19 protein-coding genes are annotated in these 20,341 nt (G+C 45.4%); 4 read left to right on the top strand and 15 right to left on the bottom strand.

Annotated elements, in window-relative coordinates:
• Window positions 1–22: 22 nt before the first annotated feature.
• The gene (locus tag ACYVE4_RS14420; RefSeq protein WP_461040854.1) at window positions 23–1,075 is read right to left on the bottom strand and encodes a sugar phosphate isomerase/epimerase family protein; all 1,053 of its coding nucleotides are present in this window, start codon (window positions 1,073–1,075) and stop codon (window positions 23–25) included.
• Window positions 1,076–1,143: 68 nt separating this feature from the next.
• On the opposite strand from ACYVE4_RS14420, the gene ACYVE4_RS14415 reads away from it, so the two are divergent.
• Window positions 1,144–1,488 carry a hypothetical protein gene (locus tag ACYVE4_RS14415; protein ID WP_461040853.1) on the top strand — a complete coding sequence of 115 codons (345 nt, stop codon included), beginning with the start codon at window positions 1,144–1,146 and terminating at the stop codon, window positions 1,486–1,488.
• A gap of 42 nt (window positions 1,489–1,530) precedes the next feature.
• Here ACYVE4_RS14415 and ACYVE4_RS14410 read toward each other — a convergent pair whose 3' ends face one another.
• Both ACYVE4_RS14410 and ACYVE4_RS14405 read right to left on the bottom strand, forming a co-directional pair.
• Window positions 1,531–2,676, bottom strand: coding sequence for a Gfo/Idh/MocA family protein (locus ACYVE4_RS14410; RefSeq protein ID WP_461040852.1), 1,146 nt, complete (start codon window positions 2,674–2,676; stop codon window positions 1,531–1,533).
• A 23-nt stretch (window positions 2,677–2,699) separates the two neighbouring features.
• On the bottom strand, window positions 2,700–3,833 hold the full coding sequence (locus ACYVE4_RS14405; protein ID WP_461041306.1) for a Gfo/Idh/MocA family protein: 1,134 nt from the start codon (window positions 3,831–3,833) through the stop codon (window positions 2,700–2,702).
• A 319-nt stretch (window positions 3,834–4,152) separates the two neighbouring features.
• On the opposite strand from ACYVE4_RS14405, the gene ACYVE4_RS14400 reads away from it, so the two are divergent.
• A complete protein-coding gene (locus ACYVE4_RS14400; RefSeq protein WP_461040851.1) occupies window positions 4,153–5,403 on the top strand; it encodes an MFS transporter in 1,251 nt (416 codons plus the stop codon).
• A 115-nt stretch (window positions 5,404–5,518) separates the two neighbouring features.
• Here the strand turns inward: ACYVE4_RS14400 and ACYVE4_RS14395 are convergent, their stop codons facing one another.
• The 7 genes from ACYVE4_RS14395 to ACYVE4_RS14365 all read right to left on the bottom strand — a co-directional run bounded on the left by ACYVE4_RS14395 (window position 5,519) and on the right by ACYVE4_RS14365 (window position 10,994).
• Window positions 5,519–5,674, bottom strand: coding sequence for a hypothetical protein (locus ACYVE4_RS14395; RefSeq protein ID WP_461040850.1), 156 nt, complete (start codon window positions 5,672–5,674; stop codon window positions 5,519–5,521).
• 68 nt (window positions 5,675–5,742) lie between these two features.
• Entirely contained in the window at window positions 5,743–6,657 is a 915-nt protein-coding gene (locus ACYVE4_RS14390; RefSeq protein ID WP_461040849.1) for an LEA/WHy family protein, read from the bottom strand.
• A gap of 171 nt (window positions 6,658–6,828) precedes the next feature.
• Window positions 6,829–8,955 carry a glycogen debranching protein GlgX gene (gene glgX, locus ACYVE4_RS14385; RefSeq protein WP_461040848.1) on the bottom strand — a complete coding sequence of 709 codons (2,127 nt, stop codon included), beginning with the start codon at window positions 8,953–8,955 and terminating at the stop codon, window positions 6,829–6,831.
• Window positions 8,956–9,075: 120 nt separating this feature from the next.
• Window positions 9,076–9,531 (bottom strand): ferritin-like domain-containing protein, encoded by a 456-nt coding sequence (locus tag ACYVE4_RS14380; protein ID WP_461040847.1) that lies wholly within the window; start codon window positions 9,529–9,531, stop codon window positions 9,076–9,078.
• A gap of 107 nt (window positions 9,532–9,638) precedes the next feature.
• On the bottom strand, window positions 9,639–9,983 hold the full coding sequence (locus ACYVE4_RS14375; protein WP_461040846.1) for a DUF3140 domain-containing protein: 345 nt from the start codon (window positions 9,981–9,983) through the stop codon (window positions 9,639–9,641).
• Window positions 9,984–9,990: 7 nt separating this feature from the next.
• A complete protein-coding gene (locus ACYVE4_RS14370) occupies window positions 9,991–10,203 on the bottom strand; it encodes a hypervirulence associated TUDOR domain-containing protein (RefSeq protein WP_461040845.1) in 213 nt (70 codons plus the stop codon).
• Window positions 10,204–10,289: 86 nt separating this feature from the next.
• Window positions 10,290–10,994 carry an OmpA family protein gene (locus tag ACYVE4_RS14365; RefSeq protein ID WP_461040844.1) on the bottom strand — a complete coding sequence of 235 codons (705 nt, stop codon included), beginning with the start codon at window positions 10,992–10,994 and terminating at the stop codon, window positions 10,290–10,292.
• 299 nt (window positions 10,995–11,293) lie between these two features.
• Here ACYVE4_RS14365 and ACYVE4_RS14360 point away from each other — a divergent pair, with 299 nt between their 5' ends.
• Window positions 11,294–12,691 (top strand): sulfatase family protein, encoded by a 1,398-nt coding sequence (locus ACYVE4_RS14360; RefSeq protein WP_461040843.1) that lies wholly within the window; start codon window positions 11,294–11,296, stop codon window positions 12,689–12,691.
• 146 nt (window positions 12,692–12,837) lie between these two features.
• Here the strand turns inward: ACYVE4_RS14360 and ACYVE4_RS14355 are convergent, their stop codons facing one another.
• Genes ACYVE4_RS14355 through ACYVE4_RS14345 form a run of 3 tightly spaced genes read right to left on the bottom strand, consistent with a single transcriptional unit; the run spans window position 12,838 to window position 16,010 of the window.
• On the bottom strand, window positions 12,838–13,962 hold the full coding sequence (locus ACYVE4_RS14355) for a hypothetical protein (RefSeq protein WP_461040842.1): 1,125 nt from the start codon (window positions 13,960–13,962) through the stop codon (window positions 12,838–12,840).
• A 45-nt stretch (window positions 13,963–14,007) separates the two neighbouring features.
• Window positions 14,008–14,679 (bottom strand): response regulator transcription factor, encoded by a 672-nt coding sequence (locus ACYVE4_RS14350; protein WP_461040841.1) that lies wholly within the window; start codon window positions 14,677–14,679, stop codon window positions 14,008–14,010.
• 2 nt (window positions 14,680–14,681) lie between these two features.
• The gene (locus ACYVE4_RS14345) at window positions 14,682–16,010 is read right to left on the bottom strand and encodes a sensor histidine kinase (protein WP_461040840.1); all 1,329 of its coding nucleotides are present in this window, start codon (window positions 16,008–16,010) and stop codon (window positions 14,682–14,684) included.
• A gap of 282 nt (window positions 16,011–16,292) precedes the next feature.
• Here ACYVE4_RS14345 and ACYVE4_RS14340 point away from each other — a divergent pair, with 282 nt between their 5' ends.
• Window positions 16,293–16,685, top strand: a complete 393-nt coding sequence (locus tag ACYVE4_RS14340; protein ID WP_461040839.1) for a DUF1573 domain-containing protein — start codon at window positions 16,293–16,295, stop codon at window positions 16,683–16,685.
• A 37-nt stretch (window positions 16,686–16,722) separates the two neighbouring features.
• Here the strand turns inward: ACYVE4_RS14340 and ACYVE4_RS14335 are convergent, their stop codons facing one another.
• The gene (locus tag ACYVE4_RS14335) at window positions 16,723–17,100 is read right to left on the bottom strand and encodes a pepsin/retropepsin-like aspartic protease family protein (RefSeq protein ID WP_461040838.1); all 378 of its coding nucleotides are present in this window, start codon (window positions 17,098–17,100) and stop codon (window positions 16,723–16,725) included.
• Window positions 17,101–17,191: 91 nt separating this feature from the next.
• Window positions 17,192–20,200, bottom strand: coding sequence for an alpha/beta hydrolase family protein (locus ACYVE4_RS14330; RefSeq protein WP_461040837.1), 3,009 nt, complete (start codon window positions 20,198–20,200; stop codon window positions 17,192–17,194).
• Window positions 20,201–20,341: the final 141 nt, after the last annotated feature.

Genomic DNA, 20,341 nt, shown 5'->3' with positions numbered 1-20,341 from the left:
ACCGGCAGGCCTTTTTATGTTATTACAATCCTAGCACTTTCTTGTTGAAAGCTTCGTCAGCACCAGTGCCAGCGAAATCGTCGAAGGCGCGTTCGGTGACGCGGATAATGTGGCTTTCTATAAATGGGGCACCTTCGGCAGCTCCTTGTTCTGGGTGTTTTAGTGCGCACTCCCATTCCAGTACGGCCCACCGGTCATAATCATATTGTGCTAGTTTCGAGAAGATACCTGAGAAATCAACTTGTCCGTCGCCTAGTGAACGGAATCGACCAGCACGTTCGACCCATCCCTGATAACCGCCGTATACACCTTGTTTACCTGTTGGGTTAAACTCCGCATCTTTTACGTGGTAGGCATAAATACGCTCGTGGTAGAAATCAATGAATTGCAGGTAATCGAGTTGCTGCAAGACGAAGTGACTTGGGTCGTAATTGATACCTACACGTGGGTGATTGCCTGTTTTTTCGAGGAACATCTCGAACGTAATACCGTCGTGTAGATCTTCGCCGGGGTGTAATTCATAGGCCAGATCGACACCAGCATCTTCGTAAGCATCCAGGATTGGTTTCCAACGATTAGCGAGTTCGGTAAAACCAGTTTCTACCAAACCTGCCGGACGTTGCGGCCACGGATAAATAAACGGCCAAAGCAACGCACCCGAAAACGTCGGACTAGCTTTAAGACCAAGATTTTTACTGGCTTTGGCTGTCATAATCAACTGGTCAACGGCCCAGGCCTGCTGCTCTTTAGGTTTTCCCGCCAGTTCAGCTGGTCCGAAGCCATCGAACATTGGGCCATAGGCTGGGTGAACGGCTACTAATTGGCCTTGTAGGTGTGTAGCCAACTCGGTGATTTCAACCCCAATATCTGTTAACTTACCTTTCAGTTCGTCGCAATACGTTTGACTTTCAGAGGCTTTTTTTAGATCGATTAGGCGAGGGTCCCAGGTTGGGATCTGGATACCTTTGTAGCCAAGATCGGCCATGTATTTGGCAATGGAATCGAGCGAATTAAAGGGTTCGGCATCGCCTAAAAATTGGGCAAGAAAAATGCCCGGTCCTTTCATTGTTTTCATACTATTCTGGTAATAGGGTGATTTTTGTCTTCTAATTTCTTTATATTGCTGACAAATGGAGTTGAATTATGCAAAACGAAGGACGAATAGTTGAGTTGCTTGCTGAGATGCTAATCAAGCAGGATATTTTTATTGACGAATTACGCAATGTCAAGAGCGAGTTAGTTGGTACCAATCAACGCCTTGATGGTCACAGCGCAATCCTAAAGGAACATTCCGAAATCCTTAAAGAGCATTCTGAGATTTTAACCCGACATGAACACCTGTTGAAACGGAATGATCGTCAAAACGAACGTATCCTTGAACTTCTTTCCGAAGATGTCATTCGATTTGAAGAAATCCTTGATGTCGAACAGTTTGACGAGGGTAAACGAATTGTCTTGCATAAAAGCAAATACGCATCGAATATATAGCGTAAAAACGCGGTCTGAAATCAGTCAGACCGCGTTTTTAGTTTAAATCTCTACCCACGCCTGCTTTCGGTTCGACTCCAGAATTTTCTCGCAAATCAATAATTCACGATAGCCGTCCGCAAAAGTTGGATAGGTTGGTTTCTCAGGTTGTTTGCCAGCCGCAACAGCGTCGTAAACCTCCTTAAACAACTGTTTCGATGTGTCAGGAAATCCTTCGTTGTGACCGCCGGGGAACGACATTACCGAACGAGCTTCTGGATGTGCCAGCGATGGATCGCGCATGAACGACTCGTTTGCTCCGTCTCGATTGCCGATCCACATCTGGTTAGGTGCTTCAGAATTCCAGGCAAATGTCTTTTTGGATCCTGCAATTTCCAGCTTCATCTGGTTCTTACGTCCCGCCGATACCTGCGACACCGTAATGCTGCCTTTATTTCCATTATCGAATCGCAGAAGTACATTGGCGTGATCCTCAGTATTGATGGGGACGTCGGCATAATCTTCGGGTTTAAGCATTTTGCCTGAATAGGTTTCAACGGGCTTCAGCGGCTTCTTCCGGAACTTATGGATGGTATTGAAATCGGCCATGACGGCTACTGTTTTCAGACCCGTAATGTATTCCAGACTGTCCATTAAGTGCGAACCAATGTCGGCAATGGCGCGTGAATCGCCTGATTTATCGGGCTCCAGACGCCAGTTATAGTCGGTATCGTAGAAAAGCCAATCCTGTAGGTAGGAGCCAAGTACGGAGTAAACTTCGCCCAAATCGTTCTGCTCACGCATGACTTTCATCTGACGCACCAACGGATAATAGCGTAGGTTGAAATGGACTGCGTTTACCAAGCCGGTTTCTTTGGCCAGTTGCACCAGTTCTTCCGCTTCGTGTAGGTCCTTTGCCAGCGGTTTTTCGCAGACGACATGCTTACCTGCCAGCAAAGCTGCTTTCGATTGCGAATAGTGCAGGAAGTTGGGTGTACAGATATGGACCACTTTAATGTCGTCCATCTTCAGCAGCTCATCAAACGTACAAGCCCGTTCAATTCCTAACTGATCTGCTTTCTGGCGAGCCAATTCTTGCGTCACTTCGCAGAGTGCCAGAACATTCGTATTCGGTAAGCGACGCAGGGCTTCGATGTGCGCTGGCCCAATGAACCCGGTGCCGACGACACCAACATTGATTTTTTGCATAAGGGTTTTGTAAGAAATTTAAACTATGAGACAAACTTCGTCCACTTTTCGTCAGACTGGTTTGAGGCAATGACGGTATCGATGAAGGCTAGACCGCGAACACCATCTTCTACACTTGGGAAGTCATAAATTGGGTCGGGATCGCGCCCTTCCATGTGGGCTTTTACGGCATAGGCGAAATTGCGGTAAAGGTTGGCAAACGCTTCAAAGAAGCCTTCAGGGTGACCTGATGGCATGCGCCAGTGGGCTTTGGCCGAGGCTGACAAATCACCCACATTCGGACGAATGATACGCTGGCCTTCCTGAGTCTTGTATTTGAGAGTGTTAGGCTCCATCTGGTGCCATTCCAGGCCGCCCAATTCGCCATACACAAAGATTTTCAACGCATTCTCTTCTCCATTGGCAATCTGACTGGCGTGCAGAACTCCTTTCGCACCGCCTTCAAAATGCAGCAATACATTGCCGTCATCGTCAAGCATACGGCCCGGAACGAACGCCGTCAAATCGGCACAGAGTTGGCTGATTTTTAGGCCGGTTACGTATTCGGCCAGGTTTTCTGCATGCGTTCCAATATCGCCCATACAACCCGCTGCTCCTGATTTAGCCGGATCGGTGCGCCAGATGGCTTGTTTGTAATCAGTATCCTCTTCTTTTTTCGATAACCAACCTTGAGGGTATTCGACAACCACTTTCCGAATCTTGCCCAACTTCCCATTTTTCACCATGTCGCGGGCTTCTTTCACCATTGGATAGCCGGTATAGTTGTGTGTCAGACCGAATACTAACCCCGATTTCTCAACGATTTTAGCCAGTTCTTTAGCCTCGTCGAGTGTAAGCGTCATCGGTTTGTCGCACATCACATGGAAACCATTTTCGAGGGCCATTTTAGCTGGCGGAAAATGCATGTGATTCGGCGTAACAATCGAGATGAAATCCATGCGTTCGCCTTCGGGCAGGGCTTTTTCCTGCTCAATCATTTCCTGAAATGAAGTGTAAACTCGATTTTCGGGTAGGTAAAGCGCGTGACCAGCCGCTTTCGATTTGTCGGGTGACGAACTAAAACAGCCACAAACCAATTCTATTTCGTTGTCGAAACTAGCCGCCCGACGGTGTACGGCGCCGATGAACGCATCGAGCCCTCCACCAACCATACCCATTCGCAATTTTCTGTGCATTGGTAATGAAGTTGAGAGTAAAGAGATTAGAAAAGAGGAGTATAGTGGTTAGTTTACTATAGTTTGTGTCAAGTTTCAGGTGTCAAGTTTTCCATTTCATTCGATAAACTTGAAATCTGAAACTTGACATAATAGAACAGACTTTCAAAACGCTCCTTTTTTCGCGGCTGGAAATTAGCGGTTTTCTCTTATTTTTCGGAAAATTTGCACGAAAACCCTCGCAAAACGGGGAGTTTGTCTTTGCTCTCGTCTTTTGTTCGTTAATCAATTTAAAAACTCACTAAATCCCTTTTCTCGAAAAATGAACCAAGTTAATCCTTCCAGGCTGTTTATAGCTAGTTGCCTAGCTATTATTACGACGGCCTTTTCATTCAGTATTCGGGCGGGCATTCTGCCTCAATTAGGAGCTGATTTTGGCCTGACGGCCGAGCAATTAGGCTTTATTAACTCCATGTTCTTTTTTGGCTTTCCTATTTCAATGGTTATTGGTGGGATAGTCTATCACTCAGTGGGGCCTAAAATAATTATGCAGGTTGCCGTTGTTGCGCACACCCTGGGTATTTTATTAACTATTTATTCAGGTGGTTACGCTAGCCTATTGATTTCGACATTCTTTATTGGCTTTGGTAACGGATGTACAGAAGCTGCCTGTAATCCGATGATTGCCGATATGTATTCCAGCAATAAGCTGAACAAAATGCTGGGACGATTCCATATGTGGTTTCCTGGGGGAATTGTTATTGGGAGTTTGATCTCCAAATTCATGACTTCTGGAGGTTTTTCATGGCAGGCACAGATTTGGGTGCTTATGCTTCCTACTATAGTCTATGCATTCATGTTCTTCGGACAGGCTTTCCCAAAACCAAAAGTGGAAGGTGTTACGTCATTAGCGAAAAACTTCCAGGCGATGCTAACGCCTTTATATATTGCTTTGTTCTGCTGCATGGCACTAACAGCCATTACTGAGTTTGGTCCTAACCAGTGGGTAGCTGTTGTGTTAAGTAGCAGCGGAGCGGATGCCATGCTGGTTTTAGCATTGACATTTGGCGTAATGACGGTTGGTCGCCTTTTCACCGGTCCGGTAGTTGATCAATTAGGACAGACGGGCGTTCTGCTTGGAGGAGCTATTTTAGCCGCCATTGGTATCTATATGTTCAGTACCGTTACAGGTCCAGTTGCTTACGTAGCCGCTGTCATATTCGGCCTTGGTGTATGCTTTAACTGGCCAACCATGATCGGATTTGTTGCGCAGCGAGTTCCCTTAAGCGGAGCATTAGGAATGTCTATAATTGGCGGGGTGGGTATGTTATCAACATCTATCTTCCAGCCCATTATTGGTCGATGGATTGATGGAGATCATGCTGAAGCCGCATCCAAGGGATTAACTGGTCCTGCGCTGGAATTAGCAGCGGGACAAGCTACCCTGTCAACTATGATGACCTTCCCGATTATTCTTATAGTTGCCTTCACCGCCCTGTGGTTCTGGGCAGGTAACCGTAGAGCATCTGGTCATGTTGATGAAACAATGGTAGCCGAACAGCCTCAGCTGTAAGTCTTTCAGTTACTTATCTATAGTATATAAAATGCCTGTAGTCAGCTGATTACAGGCATTTTATATGTAAACGGACTATATATCGGACAGAGCCATTTCAAACACTATAAGTGGACTAAGAGCGTCGTTTCATATACTCACGTAGCTCATCAAGGGTGCGGTCTGCTTTGAAAAGGACGATCAGCAATTTGATGACTGTTACAACAATAAGTATCCAGAATAGAAAAACAATAAAATTCCAGAAATACAGCATGAAGTCAGACTTGAGCATATTCAGCGAGGAAGTTTTGAAATGGACGCACAAGATAGAGATAAATACCTCTACTTCCTGACATACAGTTACTTCTTGAGCTTCTTGAAGTCGGCCAACGTGCCTTTAATTGTAGCCATGAATTTGCTATGCTGAATCATGGGATCATTTTTTGGGTCGATGAGTTTACAACGGAAGGCAACTTCGAAAGGAGTATCTTTCTTATCGAATAACATTTTCGGGAGTACGCTCAGCGTTTTACCGGGTCGGGCCGTTACGGGGAAAATCACTGGCGTAGTAGCCTGTGCTTTAATTCGAATCGGCTCCAATTGTTCTCCGTCTGCTATTTCCTTGCCATTGATCGTGACGGTATAATGCGCGTCGGTAATGTTAAAAGGAAACTTGTTTTTGTTCGTTATGGCCACTTTGGTAGCAACATCCGTTCGTTTTAAACCCAAGGTACCGAAGTCAATATCTTCAATTTTAATTTGAGGAATGTAAAACGTTGGAAGCCGACGGTCTATGGTAATGGCAAATGTCTTTTCGCCTACAATCGGTATATCGAGGGCGAAGCTCGATCTTACTTTGTAATTTGTACTATCTATACCTTTGCGTTCCAGCGTTTTAAGCACTTTTGTCGCTTTCTCTGCCATTACCTTAACGGGTAATTCCAGCAATGTACTATCGCCTGCCTTCACTGCAATTGGCTTTTTGTAGGAATCAACAACGACAGGCGTGTTCGCAATGTAAACAGTGTAATCTAATTGATGTGCACTGAAACTAATTGGTAAAGGATTGTCGATGAGCATATACATATTCATATGGATAGCCTCATCGCTAATATCCGTAATGGCAAACCGAGCCAACTCCAGCCGTGGTTTCAGTGTGTTATCGTAAGCGCCTTTTTCGGAGGCCGCTTCCTGTTTCAGACGACTATACCATATATAACCACCGATCCCAAGCAGTAGTACGATTCCCAAAGCAATGGCCCATCCTTTTTTCATAACCTTTTCGTTGACATAAATCGTGATAAGTACTGTTTATTACTAAAAACTATGGATTTGGGATAGAGGCTTTTATCGAATACGGATATTAAGCAACTGGGCGATCCACCGTTTACAATCAAACAGGTAGATCGCCCAGATAACTAAATGCAATGGCCGAAACTGCGAACGTTAGAATAGTCTTAACAGTACAGAAGCGCGAGCTGGCATTGTAAAGGGTTGACCGCCTTTTATTGGATCGCCTTTTGGTGTAATCTCGCCCGAAGCCGTATCTACAACCACTTGCCAGGACGCCTTTTTTCGCTTGATTTTCGGTAGCATAAAAGGAAGATCTTCCCAATACGCATTCAAAATCCAGATCAATTGCTCATCGCCAATATCCTGACCATCTTCCGTTTGTTCATCGACGCGCAAGCCATCGATAAACAATCCAATACAACGAGTACCCGGATCGTTGAAATCATCGTCTGTCATTTCTTCACCGTCGGGTCGCAGATAAGCAACTTGCTCGCTGCCGAAAAAACGGCGACGGCTTAGAAGGGGTATCTCACGACGAAGCGCTGTGAGCTGACTAGTGAATTCAAACTGAGCCTGTTGCTTCTCGGTCCAATCCCAATTCATCCAGCTAATCTCACTATCCTGATTATAGCCGTTATTGTTGCCACCCTGCGTACGCCCGTATTCATCGCCCATGACGAGCATGGGTGTCCCCTGGCTGAGGAACATCGTACTTAGGAAATTTCGTTTTTGTCGTTCACGAAGTTCATTGATAGCAGGATCGTCGGTAGGGCCTTCGGCTCCGCAATTCCAGCTTAAATTATCGTTGGAACCATCACGGTTATCTTCGCCATTAGCCTCATTATGTTTGTCGTTATAGCTAACTAAATCGTTGAGTGTGAAGCCATCGTGAGCCGTAATCAGATTAATGCTATTGGCAGGTGAGCGACCATTATTCCCGTACAGGTCAGGGCTACCCAACAATCGTATGGCGGTCTCGCGTGCTTTTCCTTCATCCCCTTTCCAAAAACCTCGAAGTGTATCGCGATATTTCCCATTCCATTCCGACCAGGGTACCGGAAAGCCGCCAACGTGGTAAGATTGAATGTCCCAGGGTTCGGCAATCAGCTTCACCTGAGCCAGAATAGGGTCTTGAGCGATGGTGTCCAGAAACGACGAAACACTGCCAAACTCTTCGTCAGTACGGATCAGTGCGGAGGCCAGATCAAATCGAAATCCATCGACGTGCATATCCGTGACCCAATACCGTAGACTATCCATGACCAACTGCAATACGCGTGGGTGACTGAGGTTGAAGGTGTTACCCGTACCCGTATAATCCATGTAATACTCCGGCTTGTCGCCTACCTGATGGTAGTACACCCGATTATCAATACCCTTAAACGATAGGAGAGGGCCTAACTGATTTCCTTCTGCAGTATGGTTGTACACGACGTCCAGCATAACCTCAATGCCAGCTTTGTGCAGATTTTTGACCATCTGTTTAAACTCGGTAACCTGCTCGCCCGCCATTCCCGACGATGAATATGTATTCTGGGGTGCAAAGAAGCCGATGCTGTTATAGCCCCAATAACTTTCGTTGGTAAACTGATGAACGGGGAGTAGTTCTACCGCCGTGATGCCTAATTTCTTAAGATAATCAATACTTTCCGGCGCTCCCAGACCCGCGTATTTTCCTCGAATAGACTTCGCCATAGTCGGATGAAGGTGCGTGAAGCCTTTCACATGCACTTCATAAATGACTGACCGGTGAAGGGGAATCTCTGGAGATTTGTCATCCTCCCAATCGAACTCTGGGTCAACCACTACGCATTTAGGCATCGTAGGTGCGCTATCTTCCTGACTCATTTGAAGATACACATCTCGGCCATCTTCCGAAGTTGGCTGTCTATGGTCGTATCCTAGCCAGGTATCGTCGTGCGTGATTGGTGCATTGATAGCGCGGGCGTAGGGGTCGAGTAATAGTTTATGCGGATTGAAATAGTAACCTCCAGCTGGATCGTATGCGCCATCAACCCGATAACCATATAACTGACCGGGTTGAATATCATTGAGATATATGTGCCAGACAAGCTCTGTTCGCTCGACTAGCGGAATGCACGCCATTTCATGGCTAGGATCGGCTGGATCGTATAAGCATAAGTGAACGGCTGTGGCATTCTCACTAAATAAGGCGAAGTTAACGCCTTCGCCGTCGTAGGTAGCGCCGAGCGGATAGGGTTTGCCCGGCTTTGATGAAATGGATTTCGTCGTGACTTCTACATTAAATGGTTTACTCATATCAGCTTGTGTAGATGAATAGTTAATGTTTTAAACTGAGTGTGACTTTGGATTGTTTACAGGAAATGGCACAAAAAAGCCTACCCTCATAGAGAGTAGGCTTTCCAATCCCACCATTCACTACACTACCAAGGCCAGACGTGCCATTGTAGAATTGGCCGTGTCGATGCTCTGTTTCTGGCGAAGCAGCATTTCTCGTGTGCTGGCAACTAAGTCGGTTTCCTGAAGTACAGAATTATAGGCACTGAGCGCTTCTTTGTCGCCCCGATGGCATTCTTGTACAACAGCTTTATCGTCGTTGGAAGAGAAGGCTGATTTTATGCTAATCCAGGCCCGGTGCATATCCGCAACCAAGCTGGTATTATCATCAGGTTCGCTACCTAACGCCCGTATTTCCTGATCTAATTCGTGAGCAAAATCGGCCCGCAGTTTCGATTGAGTGATAAGCAATGCTTTCAATTCGTTGTCGTCTACATGCTCCGACGCTTCGAGATAGCCTTTTTCGGCATCATGGTTGAGCGTCAGGAGTCGACTAAGCTGGTCGATAATTTCCCCTCGAGTTGTCTTTACATTCATAACGTTTTTTGAGCTAGATGGTTAATAAAACCGCCTTTTTGTATGAGTTGAGTAAATCAGAAAGCAATTGTTGGGTACAAATGTTTTGTCATTCTTATCAACAGGCACTATTTTTCGGGGTCGTGTCCCCAGTTTTTTAGCGAATAGGCCCAATTTGAACCCTCTACATGTTCGGGTTGCTGAGCGCTATGCCGCTTAATATATCCATTTACTTTGTTCATATGGGTGTAGTCATCATCAGATAAATCATCAACTTTCTTGTGAAGAATATCGATTATGTGTTTACCTGATTTATGGCCAACCGACTCATTATCACTGGATTTCTTCTGTCCAACTGATTTCGATTCATCAGTCTTAAGCCATTTTTCCAATTGCGAAGCCGACATATTGACCAGATCGGAAAACTCGTTTCGGATCGTTGACTTCTGTTCGTTATTCAATTGATCTGCCATCACTTCCTCACACTTTTTTTACCTCACTGGCCGACTTAATAATTTTCTTATCACCTTGTTTGATGACGAGAGCTGGCTCTTCTGGTGAGCCTTTTCGTTTAACTGTAGCCCCTTGAACTTTTCGTTCAACGGTATCTTCGTGAACTTCAGCAACCGTTCCTTTTCCTTTCCCACGACCGTAATTCCACTGTACTTGATCTCCTTTTTTAACCGTTGCCATCAGTTCTGTCATTTATTGGTAAGTAACTCTGTTTTGAGAATTCAGCCTACTGCAAATCAATTCCTTACAGTAGGCTGAACTATTCTTTAGTCTCCCAGTTTGCCATCTTTGGCATCACGTTGCATCTTCTTATTGGCGAAGATGGCAATATCGACCCGGCGGTTTTTCTGACGACCTGATGCCGTTGCATTATCAGCGATCGGCTGGGCTTCACCATAACCTTTTTCATCAACTCGGGACGTTTTCACACCCTGACTTTCCAGGTAAGTTGCTACTGCGTCGGCCCGTTGTTTAGAAAGTTTCAGATTGTGCTCTTCTGAACCCGTTGCATCTGCGTGTCCTTCTACCAGAATATCAGTATCTTCTTCCTTATTAAGCGTTTGCGCAAACTGGTTCAGTTGTTGGCGTGTAGCTGGTTTCAATGCATAAGAGTCCGTATCGAACAGGATATCAGAGCCTAATGAAACTTTAATACCTTCACCGACTCGTTCAACCTGTGCATCCGGCAGCTGGCGTTTTATTTCTTCGGCCCGTTTGTCCATTCGGTGTCCGATGACAGCACCAGCAGCTCCGCCAACGGTAGCACCCAAAATAGCACCCATAGCCGTACTGCCTTTCGCTTTGCCAATCATGGCACCCACAACAGCACCACCACTAGCACCTACTATCGCTCCTTTTTGTGATTTGTTCAATTTTTTATTTTGAGCGCAGGCATTATTGCCCGATAGTAAGGCAACGGCCATTACTAAAGCCAATGCCTTTGTTCCTCTTGATTTCATCATATAATTCATAGCGTTGTGAATAATTGGTATTGCTTTTTAGATGTCCAAACCCTGTACCAGTTTAATTATTCGCTTTGTCGATGGGAAATGAGATTAGTTTATGTGATTTATAATCAATTAGTTATCTCAACAATTGAAGCACAAAAAAAAGGTGTAAATCTCTATTTACCGAAGTGTTTTACTAGATTAAACGGGAAGTAAGATGCCTATTGTTGTGGAGCCTCTTCCACATAAACAGGCAAGTGATCAGATGTAACACTACATTTGAGTGATTCAAACCCGAACCGAATAGCTACCTGCTAAATAAGATGGAACATAGAGAGAAGTGTATCGTTGGTCTACTGCTATTGGCGTTCAGCAGTATCGTCAATGTTTTTGCTCAAACGAATTCAGCGCGGAAGCCTAATGTGCTGATTATCATGGCTGATGACCTGGATAGTCAGCAATTAAGTTGCTACGGCGGAAAAAATCTCCGAACAACAAATATTGATGCACTAGCTAAAGAAGGACTAAAATTCAATCAGATTTATGCGTCAGAAGCGATGTGCGTACCGACGAGGGCATCCTTATTTACAGGACTTTATCCTGTGCGGCATGGCTCGTTCCAAAATCATAAACCTGTTTACAAAAACCTAAAAAGCGTGGGGCATTATCTGGGGAATCTGGGGTATCGCGTTGGACTAACGGGTAAAGACCATGTGACTAAACCCAAAACCGTTTTCCCATTTGAGATTATCAAAGGATTTGAACCAAATTGTGTGGCACCGACGGATGACTATGAGTTAAACGACATCAAAGAGTATATTACCCGTTCAGACCAGCCGTACTGCCTGTTTATTATGAGCATCAACCCGCACGCGCCCTGGACGGTGGGGGATACGACCGAATTTGATGCAGACAAATTAAGTCTGCCCAAAAACTGGGTGGATACCAAAGTGACCCGTCGGCAGTTTGTTAAGTATTTAGCAGAAGTACGGCGACTAGATAATCAGGTAGGGGATATTACTCGATTATTAAAAGAAACAGGCCAGGATAAAAACACTATTGTTATTTTTCTGGGCGAACAGGGCGCGCAATTTCCGGGGGCAAAATGGAACCTGTGGGATGCTGGCCAAAAAAGCTCGATGTTAATCAAATGGCCTGGTACCATTAAAGGGGGCACGCAGACCGATGCGCTTATCCAATATGAAGATATTACGCCAACGCTGATTGATCTGGCTGGTGGTCAGCCAATTGCCGGTCTTGATGGGCAAAGTTTTTTGCCAGTTCTTCAGGGTAAAAGTAAGGGAACGCGACAATTGGCTTACGGCATTCATAACAATATTCCAGAAGGTAATCCCTATCCCATACGAAGCATCCGTGACACGCGCTATAAACTTATTCTGAATCTGACTCCCGATAAAGAGTATTACAATCGATTCATGATGAATTCGGCGCAACGGGATCGAAATTCAGTCTGGTTTTCCTGGATGGATCAGGCCGTTAGCGATCCATCTGCGAAACGAATCACCGAGCGATTTGAGAAACGACCCGCTATTGAATTCTACGATACACAAAACGACCCGTTTGAATTAACTAATCTGGCCGATGCTCCAGCTCATCAGGAACGCATCCGTCAGTATAAACAAAAACTTGAGCAGTGGATGAAGCAGCAGGGCGATACTGGGGCTGCTCTGGATATTGTCTACGCCAAAGAGAAGGAATGATTTACTTAAAGTGAGAGAAATTACTTTCGATTAAAGCTCATTAACCCTAAAGAGGACTTTATTCAAACACAGGCAAAGTCCTCTTTAGGGAGTTTAGGGGTTAATAGACCAATTATATAAAACTTGCTTTGGCAAGCCTGATAAACTCAATTCACCGTTAGAATCGCGTAGGCTGCCTGATTGGGCTGACGAGTTTGCCCATTTACCGTTGTGCGCATGCGATCGTCGTCACTAATAAGGAAAAGCCGGTTTTTATCCAGGGGCGTCACATCTTCGGCTTTATGACCAGGTGTATGAACAGGCTGACCATCAGCTGTACGCATCAGAGTAAACGGCTTGCCAGCGTACAGGTCGGCTGGGGTAATGGTCCACAGATAAGCATCTAATTTATCCTTGGCTTCCAGCGATGTTAATAACCAGAAACACCCTCGGTAGGGATCATATTCTAGACTGGAAAGCGCAAGTGGCGAGGGTAAGCTTGGAGCAACTTTGGCAATATCGAAGTCGTTGATGATTTTCCAGTCGTTGGATAAGCGGATTCGTTCAGCATCACCTTTTTTCTCAACTGTGTACGAGACGCTGATGATTTTTGCGCGATAATTGAAGCTATCGTACGACTTCCCTTCCTCTCGGATACCGAACAGCAACTGACGATCGGTAGCGGCTAATCCTTCGATTTTAAAATAGGGCATTGCTCCCGGAAACTCATTAGTGGCCAATACCTTTGCAATTTGGTCCCGATAGGCAATTGAGGTACGGCTTGTATCGTCGGGGGCCAGTACATTAGGATGATGCTCATCGCCATTTCGCCAGTAGAGAATAGTATTGTAGCTATCCCAGTCATGGCTTCCGGGCTTTATGCGGTCGAACGCAGTAGTCAGAAAGACAAACCGACGATCAGGCGTTTGCGCAAAATCTTCATATTTACGAGTCGACGTAAAGATCGGTCGGGTTAGATACGTCGGTGATTGTGTCGAATCGGCCAGATCTTCAGGTGTTTTCAAAAACACTGGACTCTGGCCCGATGGCATGTCTTTGTCATTGGCAAATAAAATATGTTTTCCATCGAACAGTACGGCCGATGCTTCGCACCAAACAGGTTGGTTATTTAACGAAGTGCCTGCTGCAAAGCAAGTTAAAAATCCTTCCTGGGTAATAGCAGCTGTGGTCGGCGCTGAAGTCGACGGTGATGTATTGGTGGGCTTAACGGTTCTGCAACCGACGAAAAATAGGGGAATCAATAAGGCAATCGCAGATAATCGATTGTTCATAAGTGTAGTAGATTTACTGACTATAATGGCTGCAAATGTCGTTGGTTACTGCCGTAAAATGAACCCTACACCATGTACATTTTCTATACGGATATTATTGATAGAGGTGAATCGTTTACGAAGGCGTGAAATGAAGACATCCAGACTTCGGCCCATAAAATAATCATCATCCCCCCAAACGGCCCGCAAGAGTTCTTCCCGTCGAATCAGTACGTTGGGGCGATCCAGCAGATAAGCCAATACATCGGCTTCCCGGTGCGTAAGCATTTGCGTTTGTCCGTTTACGGTGAGCGCTAAATTTTGTCGATCCAGTTCGAAAGCACTGATAACTGCTTTTGATTCAATACCAGTTGATCGACGCAGAAATACATTGATTTTCAGGATTAACTCTTCAATGCTAAACGGCTTTGTCAGGTAATCATCTCCCCCTAGCCGAAAACCTTGTAGCCGATCATCTTTATTAGCAAGGGCGCTCAGGAAGAGAATCGGAACTTGTGTATTCACTGCACGAATCTGACGGGCTAAGGTAAACCCATCGCTTTGTGGAAGCATTACATCCAACAAACAAAGGTCGAATCGTTCGGCTTGAAAGCTACTCCAGGCGTCTGTTCCGGTAGTACAGTGCGTTACCTGAAACGGTACACTTTCGAGCGTATCGCGAATGACGAATCCAAGATTAACGTCATCTTCAACAAATAGGATACGAGCAGTCGGCAAAGTTAGGTGCGAGAGATTTTTAACGAGTAAACGATTGGACGAATAAATGACCGAAAAGTCTCCAGTTTTACATTCTTTTCTATAGCTATACTCTTTGTGACTATCGTAAACGTACTACCTCGCCCTACTTCACTCGTCAGCGTTAACTGCCAACCATGTGCTCGAATCACCTGCCTGACATAATACAATCCCAGGCCAAATCCTTTCACATTGTGCGTGTGGCCCGATGTAACACGAAAAAACTGCTGAAAGACTGCTTTTTGGTGTTTGGGAGCGATGCCTATTCCATTATCACTAACTGACCAGCTTAATAAACCAGCTTCCTGTCGGGTCCTGACGACAACATCAGGCAACTGATCGCAGTATTTTATAGCGTTATCAATCAGATTGTTTAAGACCATCTCGAGATGATAACGATCTGCCCGAATATGTGCGTTTTCAGCTTGTAGATCAAGCGTGATGGCCGTTCCAAATGTGTTCGCAGCAGTAGTCATTAATTCGTGTAAATCAACATCTGTTGGTTCAAGCGCAAACCCAGTACGTTCTGATCGGGCTAATTGCAAAATACTATTCACTTGTTTTTGCAGACGCTGACTTTCTTCGTTCAACACACGAGCGTATTGCTTCAGCCGATCAGGTTGTTGTGTAATGTTTTCGGTTCGAAGTACATCGGCGGCAATACGGATGGTTGAAACCGGCGTTTGAAGTTCATGAGTGATATTATTTATAAAATCGCGTTGTACCTCAGTTAATCGCCTTTGTTTCAACACGACAACTAACGTATAGCCAAAAAAGACCACTACCAGTAACACCGCCACCGTTGACCATAGCCAGCCATTTAATTGCCCGGCAACAAATCCTGCCTGATTCGGAAATCGGATACCAAAATAGTACGTATAGCGGGAGAATTTCGGCAGATTTTTATTTTGATGGAGTCGCGTCTTGGCTAACGTTGGGCTGCTAGTGCTGACATATGCTCCATAAACCATTCGGTCCGTCTCGCAATTATAGATACCGTATTCGTAGTCGGTAATTAAGTTATGCGACTGCAAAGAGTTTTGAATAAACGTTTCCAGCGTTGTCGGATCGATAGGAGCGTCTGTATTGACAATGAAGTAATCAGCAGAGAGTTGCGTTACAGCGTATCGATTCAGCGTAAAATTGTTGAGTTGGGCTACCTCATCAGCTACATCCTGCAGGGCAATAAACGCTGATTGTCGGAACTGGCGTTCTCGGAGGGCATAGGCATTTCGTACCCAAACGGTCTGCACAGCCAGAATTCCAATGATGGAAAATACCGAAAGAATTACCAGTAGGCGAAGGCGAGACATAAGGAATGATTGAATTGTTGAATGATTGAATTACGGTCCGCCGTTGCAGTTGAGTTGATCTGTGATACGTGGAATAGGTTAATTAGTCAATCACTCAATATTTCAATCATTGACAAACCAAAGATACTCGCTGAACTATTGTATACAAGTCACTACTAAGTCGTTAACAACTCATTAACAAACGTTAGGAACCGCTTAACAGCGCCTGGTTGGCTAGTGAAGTAGGTTTGCATTGTCACTCGAGTGAGTGGTCTTCGAAATCATCTTAAACCATTTTGTTTTATGAAACGCTTCCTATTTCTTGGCGCATTGGTATTGTTAGTTGCTTCTGTTGCCATGACGGTTCCAGCGGCCGTTTTTAACTGGCGTAGCGCTACGCATGATTTTGGGCGAATCCCGCAGGGGAAGCCTGTTACAGTAGAGTTCTCTTTTACTAACAAAGGGGAATTACCGCTAGTGATTAATCAGGCGAAAGGGTCTTGTGGTTGTACGGGCGTTGAGTATCCTAAAGCAGCTGTGATGCCAGGTCAAGCGGGAGCGATCAAAGCTACGTTTAATGCCGCTGCGATTGGCGCTTTCAATAAGTCGGTAACTGTTGAGTCGAATGCTGAAGGCGGAACTGCGGTTTTATATTTTAAAGGTGAAGTAATAAAAGAAGCCGTTGCCGCTCAGTAAAATGAAAAAGCCGGGTGTTAAGGCCCGGCTCTCTCTTTCAGATTAATTGCATTTTCGCAACCTTGGGGTCCACATGAACTGTATCGTGTTCGAAGTCTAATTTAATTCGCCATTTCTGCATAGTAGCGGCTCCAATAATCGCTTCCTCACTAAGACCCGGTACGACCAGAAATTCATCCGACAGAAGTACATCTTCCAGATAAAAATCCAGCGTAACCCGGTAATTAACTTCAATGTAGTGACCTTCTGCGGCCGTGGCAATCTTTCTAATTCGGCCCAAGGTTTCTAAATGGGCTAAATCTGGAACATGCTCTGGATGAATGCATGAAAGATTAGCTCCACTATCAAATAGCGTATATAAATGACGCTCTCCTTGTGAACCTGCGTAAAGTAAGGGCTTTTTAATAATAGACATGTCGGCAATTTGTTTGTGTAAAGTTACATAAAAGCCCGTTACTTACGAACACTCCAGTGCATTATCTAGCCAGATTTGCTCAAATAGGATACTAGTTTGAACCACTGCTCTGCATTTGTGCTGGCTCAACCGCCAATCCATACTTCATTTCACCGCGATCTTTCTCCACCGCCGTTCGTCCTTCTTTCATCCAAATCGGCATAGGCGCATCTTTCAGGTAATAATCAAAGTACTGGTAGAGTCGAATGCTTAAATCCTTAGCATTATGACGTTGAGTTAAATTGTGCCCTTCGCCATTATAAACCAGTAGCCAAACAGGTTTATTTAGTCGACGGAGAGCTGAATAGAATTCAATTCCCTGATACCAGGGAACAGCTCCATCGGCATCGTTATGGGTCATCATTAATGGTGTCTGAATTCGATTGGCGAAGAAAAGTGGAGAGTTTTCAATGTAATTCATGGGTTTATCCCACAAAGTACCGCCAATACGGCTCTGCGTTTTTTCGTACTGAAATTGGCGTACAATGCCCGTCTCCCAACGAATACCACCGTAGGCCGAAGTCATATTGGCTACAGGGGCACCTGCTTCGGCGGCCCGGAATAAATTGGTTCGGGTAATGATGTAGGCAGTTTGATAACCGCCCCAACTTTGACCCTGAATGCCCAGCCGATCGCGATCAACAAAGCCTTTGTCGAGCAAACTCAATACACCCGGCACAATACAATCATACGCGTTAGGACCTGGCTGACCGGTTGTGTAAACAATATCCGGAATGAAAACCAGATATCCGTTCGATACACAGTAAGCCACGTTAATTGTTGAGCGGCTGGGAGCTGGTGCCTTATAATCGTTTAACGTTTCAGCATTACGCTCATAGAAATAGGTGAGCATCGGGTATTTTTTCTTTGGATCGAATCCTTCTGGCTTATAAAGCAATCCTTCGAGTTTAATACCATTGGTGCCTACCCAGTTAACCAGCTCAACGCTACCCCATCGAATGCTATCCTGTTGTGGATTGACACGGGTCAACTGTACAGGATTTGCCAGCGTACTATCTGTTTGGAAAAGATTGATTGGTTCCTGGAAATTGCCCCGGTAGAAGGTCATAATCGGTGCATTCTTCGCTTTGCTGATTCCAAAATAGCGGTGGTTACTCCGCTTGAGAACAGTTGGCTCCATCGCTGAAAGGCCATTTTTGCTTTTCAGAATTCCAGTCGATTTATCACTTTCCCAAATGCCAGTCAGGAACACCTCAACTTTCGGATCGATCGGTTTTTCTATAGCGGAGAATCGACCAAAACCGGGCGAATCATCGTCGGCCAGTTCAGAAAACCGAAGTCGGACATTGTTTTTTCGTCCCCAACCTGCCGTTAGATTCGTTGGTTTTTCGCGGCCAGTCGGGTCAATCTGCCAGATGTCGTAGCGGTCGTAGAGCCATAGGTAACGGTCGCTACTTGTCCAGCCTGCTGAGCCGTAAGCACCGGGTAGATTTGGCGTGTCGTGCTCCTCATCGAAAAATTTACTAGGTAATCCCTTTGTCAGATCAATTCGTTTATTCTCGGCAATCGACCAGGCTCGCCAGAGCGAATCGCGCTCATCGAACCAATACGCATAATTCCCACCCGGCGACAGTTTGGGTTGCGAGGCCATTACATCGTTGGCGATCCGTTTTTTCTCACCCGATTGCGTATCGATTAGATATAAGTCCGTATGGCCGGGGTCCCAGGATGATTGCACCTGATATGGTAAATCGCTCAAACCCAGTAAATAGCGTGAATTTACTTTCGGATCGAAAGCAATCGTTGGAACTTCGCGGTTAGCCAGTGGAACGACTTTTCCGGAAGCTACATCGTAGAGTGTCAGAAAACCACGCTCTTTTTCTTCCCGAAGACGACGCTGTTGCATTGGCTGTAGACGAGTATCCGTCCATGTCCAAATATCCATTTTAACCTTCTCATCGTCAGGTGTTAATGTGTCTTTTGTGGGCTTTGGCGGGATTGGCGACGTTGAGAAATAAAGGCGTTTGCCATCATCAGAAAACTTTGGTTCGCGGAACTCATTGACCGACCAGCCTTTAGGAAGCACTTTCGCCAGCGTATCGACTAGTAAGCGGTAAGGCGCTTCGGGCTCAGGCGCTTTGGTCTTTTTTGCTTTCGCTGGAACCGCTGATGCTAAATTTTTATAATAGAGCGAAAATACTTTTACATCAGCCCCGGCGCTATCGGCCGATGCCATCCAGGCCAGTTGTTGTCCGGCTTTATCAATGGCTAATCCTTTGTAAATCTTGCGTTTCGAACTGGTATCAACCAGCATGGTTTGTCCGCTCGTCGTGTTAAACAGAAATACACCTGGAATAGCATTGTCGCCTGTTTTCAACGAATCACTGGCCGATTCTTTGCTGTAGAAAATTTTCTGGCCGTTATCGGCTACGGCAACGTTCGTGACATACCGAACTGTTTTACGCGATCCATCAGCCATATTGAAGAGTGTCAGATCGTCGCCTTTGGGTTTTTTCGTTGGGCCTCGGCGAGTTGCTACGGTCGTTGTTGAAACAGGAGCGGCCGGTAGAAGTGTGTCTTTAGTGGTCTGTGCAGTGGCTCGAGGAGTGGGTCGTTCACGTTCGTCTCTCCGCTCTTGTACAACAGCTAACCATGAACCTGCTTCTTTCCCAAAGGCATACGACTTTACGTTGGGTAATTTAGTCGACTTCCCTGTACTCAGATTCAACGCCAGCAAACTGTCTTTAGGCATTTCATCCGGTTTCTTTTTTTTGAGCTTTGCTTTACGCACATCAGCAACTGGTACTTTCAATCGCATAACCAGAAACTTACTGTCGGGCGTAAATTGTGCCATGTAGCCGCGTGGGAAAACATATCGCGTTTTCGCATTTTGCAGGCTACTGGCCGCTACTTCCAGCCGCCCGTCGCCTTCCTGCGGGTCAACCTGGTAAGCAATCCAACGCCCATCATTCGAAATTTTTTCGGAGCGAACACTCTGCCAGCGATCATAATCAGATGCATTCAACGGCCGTTTCTGAGCCTGAGTAAGCAGAGAAGTTAAGAGAATAAAACAGAGTAAAAGTTGAGTGAAGCGAGTCATAATGAGGAAAGTTAGGACCTACTAAACTACCAAAAAACAGCCAGTTTAGGAAAGCCCCTGATCATCCTTTTCTCATTTATAAAATCAGTACTGTTTATCCTTGAATTTATACCAGCGTATTTTTTGAACAGCCGTTAAATC

Source organism: Spirosoma harenae, from assembly GCF_054776975.1.
Note: the sequence above shows the minus strand (reverse complement) of the source record. Positions and strands in the feature narration are given on the sequence as shown.

Coding starts and splice junctions, on each gene's coding strand:
- ACYVE4_RS14420 (WP_461040854.1), bottom strand. CDS start 1,075: ATGAAAACAATGAAAGGACCGGGCATTTTTCTTGCCCAATTTTTAGGC.
- ACYVE4_RS14415 (WP_461040853.1), top strand. CDS start 1,144: ATGCAAAACGAAGGACGAATAGTTGAGTTGCTTGCTGAGATGCTAATC.
- ACYVE4_RS14410 (WP_461040852.1), bottom strand. CDS start 2,676: ATGCAAAAAATCAATGTTGGTGTCGTCGGCACCGGGTTCATTGGGCCA.
- ACYVE4_RS14405 (WP_461041306.1), bottom strand. CDS start 3,833: ATGGGTATGGTTGGTGGAGGGCTCGATGCGTTCATCGGCGCCGTACAC.
- ACYVE4_RS14400 (WP_461040851.1), top strand. CDS start 4,153: ATGAACCAAGTTAATCCTTCCAGGCTGTTTATAGCTAGTTGCCTAGCT.
- ACYVE4_RS14395 (WP_461040850.1), bottom strand. CDS start 5,674: ATGCTCAAGTCTGACTTCATGCTGTATTTCTGGAATTTTATTGTTTTT.
- ACYVE4_RS14390 (WP_461040849.1), bottom strand. CDS start 6,657: ATGAAAAAAGGATGGGCCATTGCTTTGGGAATCGTACTACTGCTTGGG.
- glgX (WP_461040848.1), bottom strand. CDS start 8,955: ATGAGTAAACCATTTAATGTAGAAGTCACGACGAAATCCATTTCATCA.
- ACYVE4_RS14380 (WP_461040847.1), bottom strand. CDS start 9,531: ATGAATGTAAAGACAACTCGAGGGGAAATTATCGACCAGCTTAGTCGA.
- ACYVE4_RS14375 (WP_461040846.1), bottom strand. CDS start 9,983: ATGGCAGATCAATTGAATAACGAACAGAAGTCAACGATCCGAAACGAG.
- ACYVE4_RS14370 (WP_461040845.1), bottom strand. CDS start 10,203: ATGGCAACGGTTAAAAAAGGAGATCAAGTACAGTGGAATTACGGTCGT.
- ACYVE4_RS14365 (WP_461040844.1), bottom strand. CDS start 10,994: ATGAATTATATGATGAAATCAAGAGGAACAAAGGCATTGGCTTTAGTA.
- ACYVE4_RS14360 (WP_461040843.1), top strand. CDS start 11,294: ATGGAACATAGAGAGAAGTGTATCGTTGGTCTACTGCTATTGGCGTTC.
- ACYVE4_RS14355 (WP_461040842.1), bottom strand. CDS start 13,962: ATGAACAATCGATTATCTGCGATTGCCTTATTGATTCCCCTATTTTTC.
- ACYVE4_RS14345 (WP_461040840.1), bottom strand. CDS start 16,010: ATGTCTCGCCTTCGCCTACTGGTAATTCTTTCGGTATTTTCCATCATT.
- ACYVE4_RS14340 (WP_461040839.1), top strand. CDS start 16,293: ATGAAACGCTTCCTATTTCTTGGCGCATTGGTATTGTTAGTTGCTTCT.
- ACYVE4_RS14335 (WP_461040838.1), bottom strand. CDS start 17,100: ATGTCTATTATTAAAAAGCCCTTACTTTACGCAGGTTCACAAGGAGAG.
- ACYVE4_RS14330 (WP_461040837.1), bottom strand. CDS start 20,200: ATGACTCGCTTCACTCAACTTTTACTCTGTTTTATTCTCTTAACTTCT.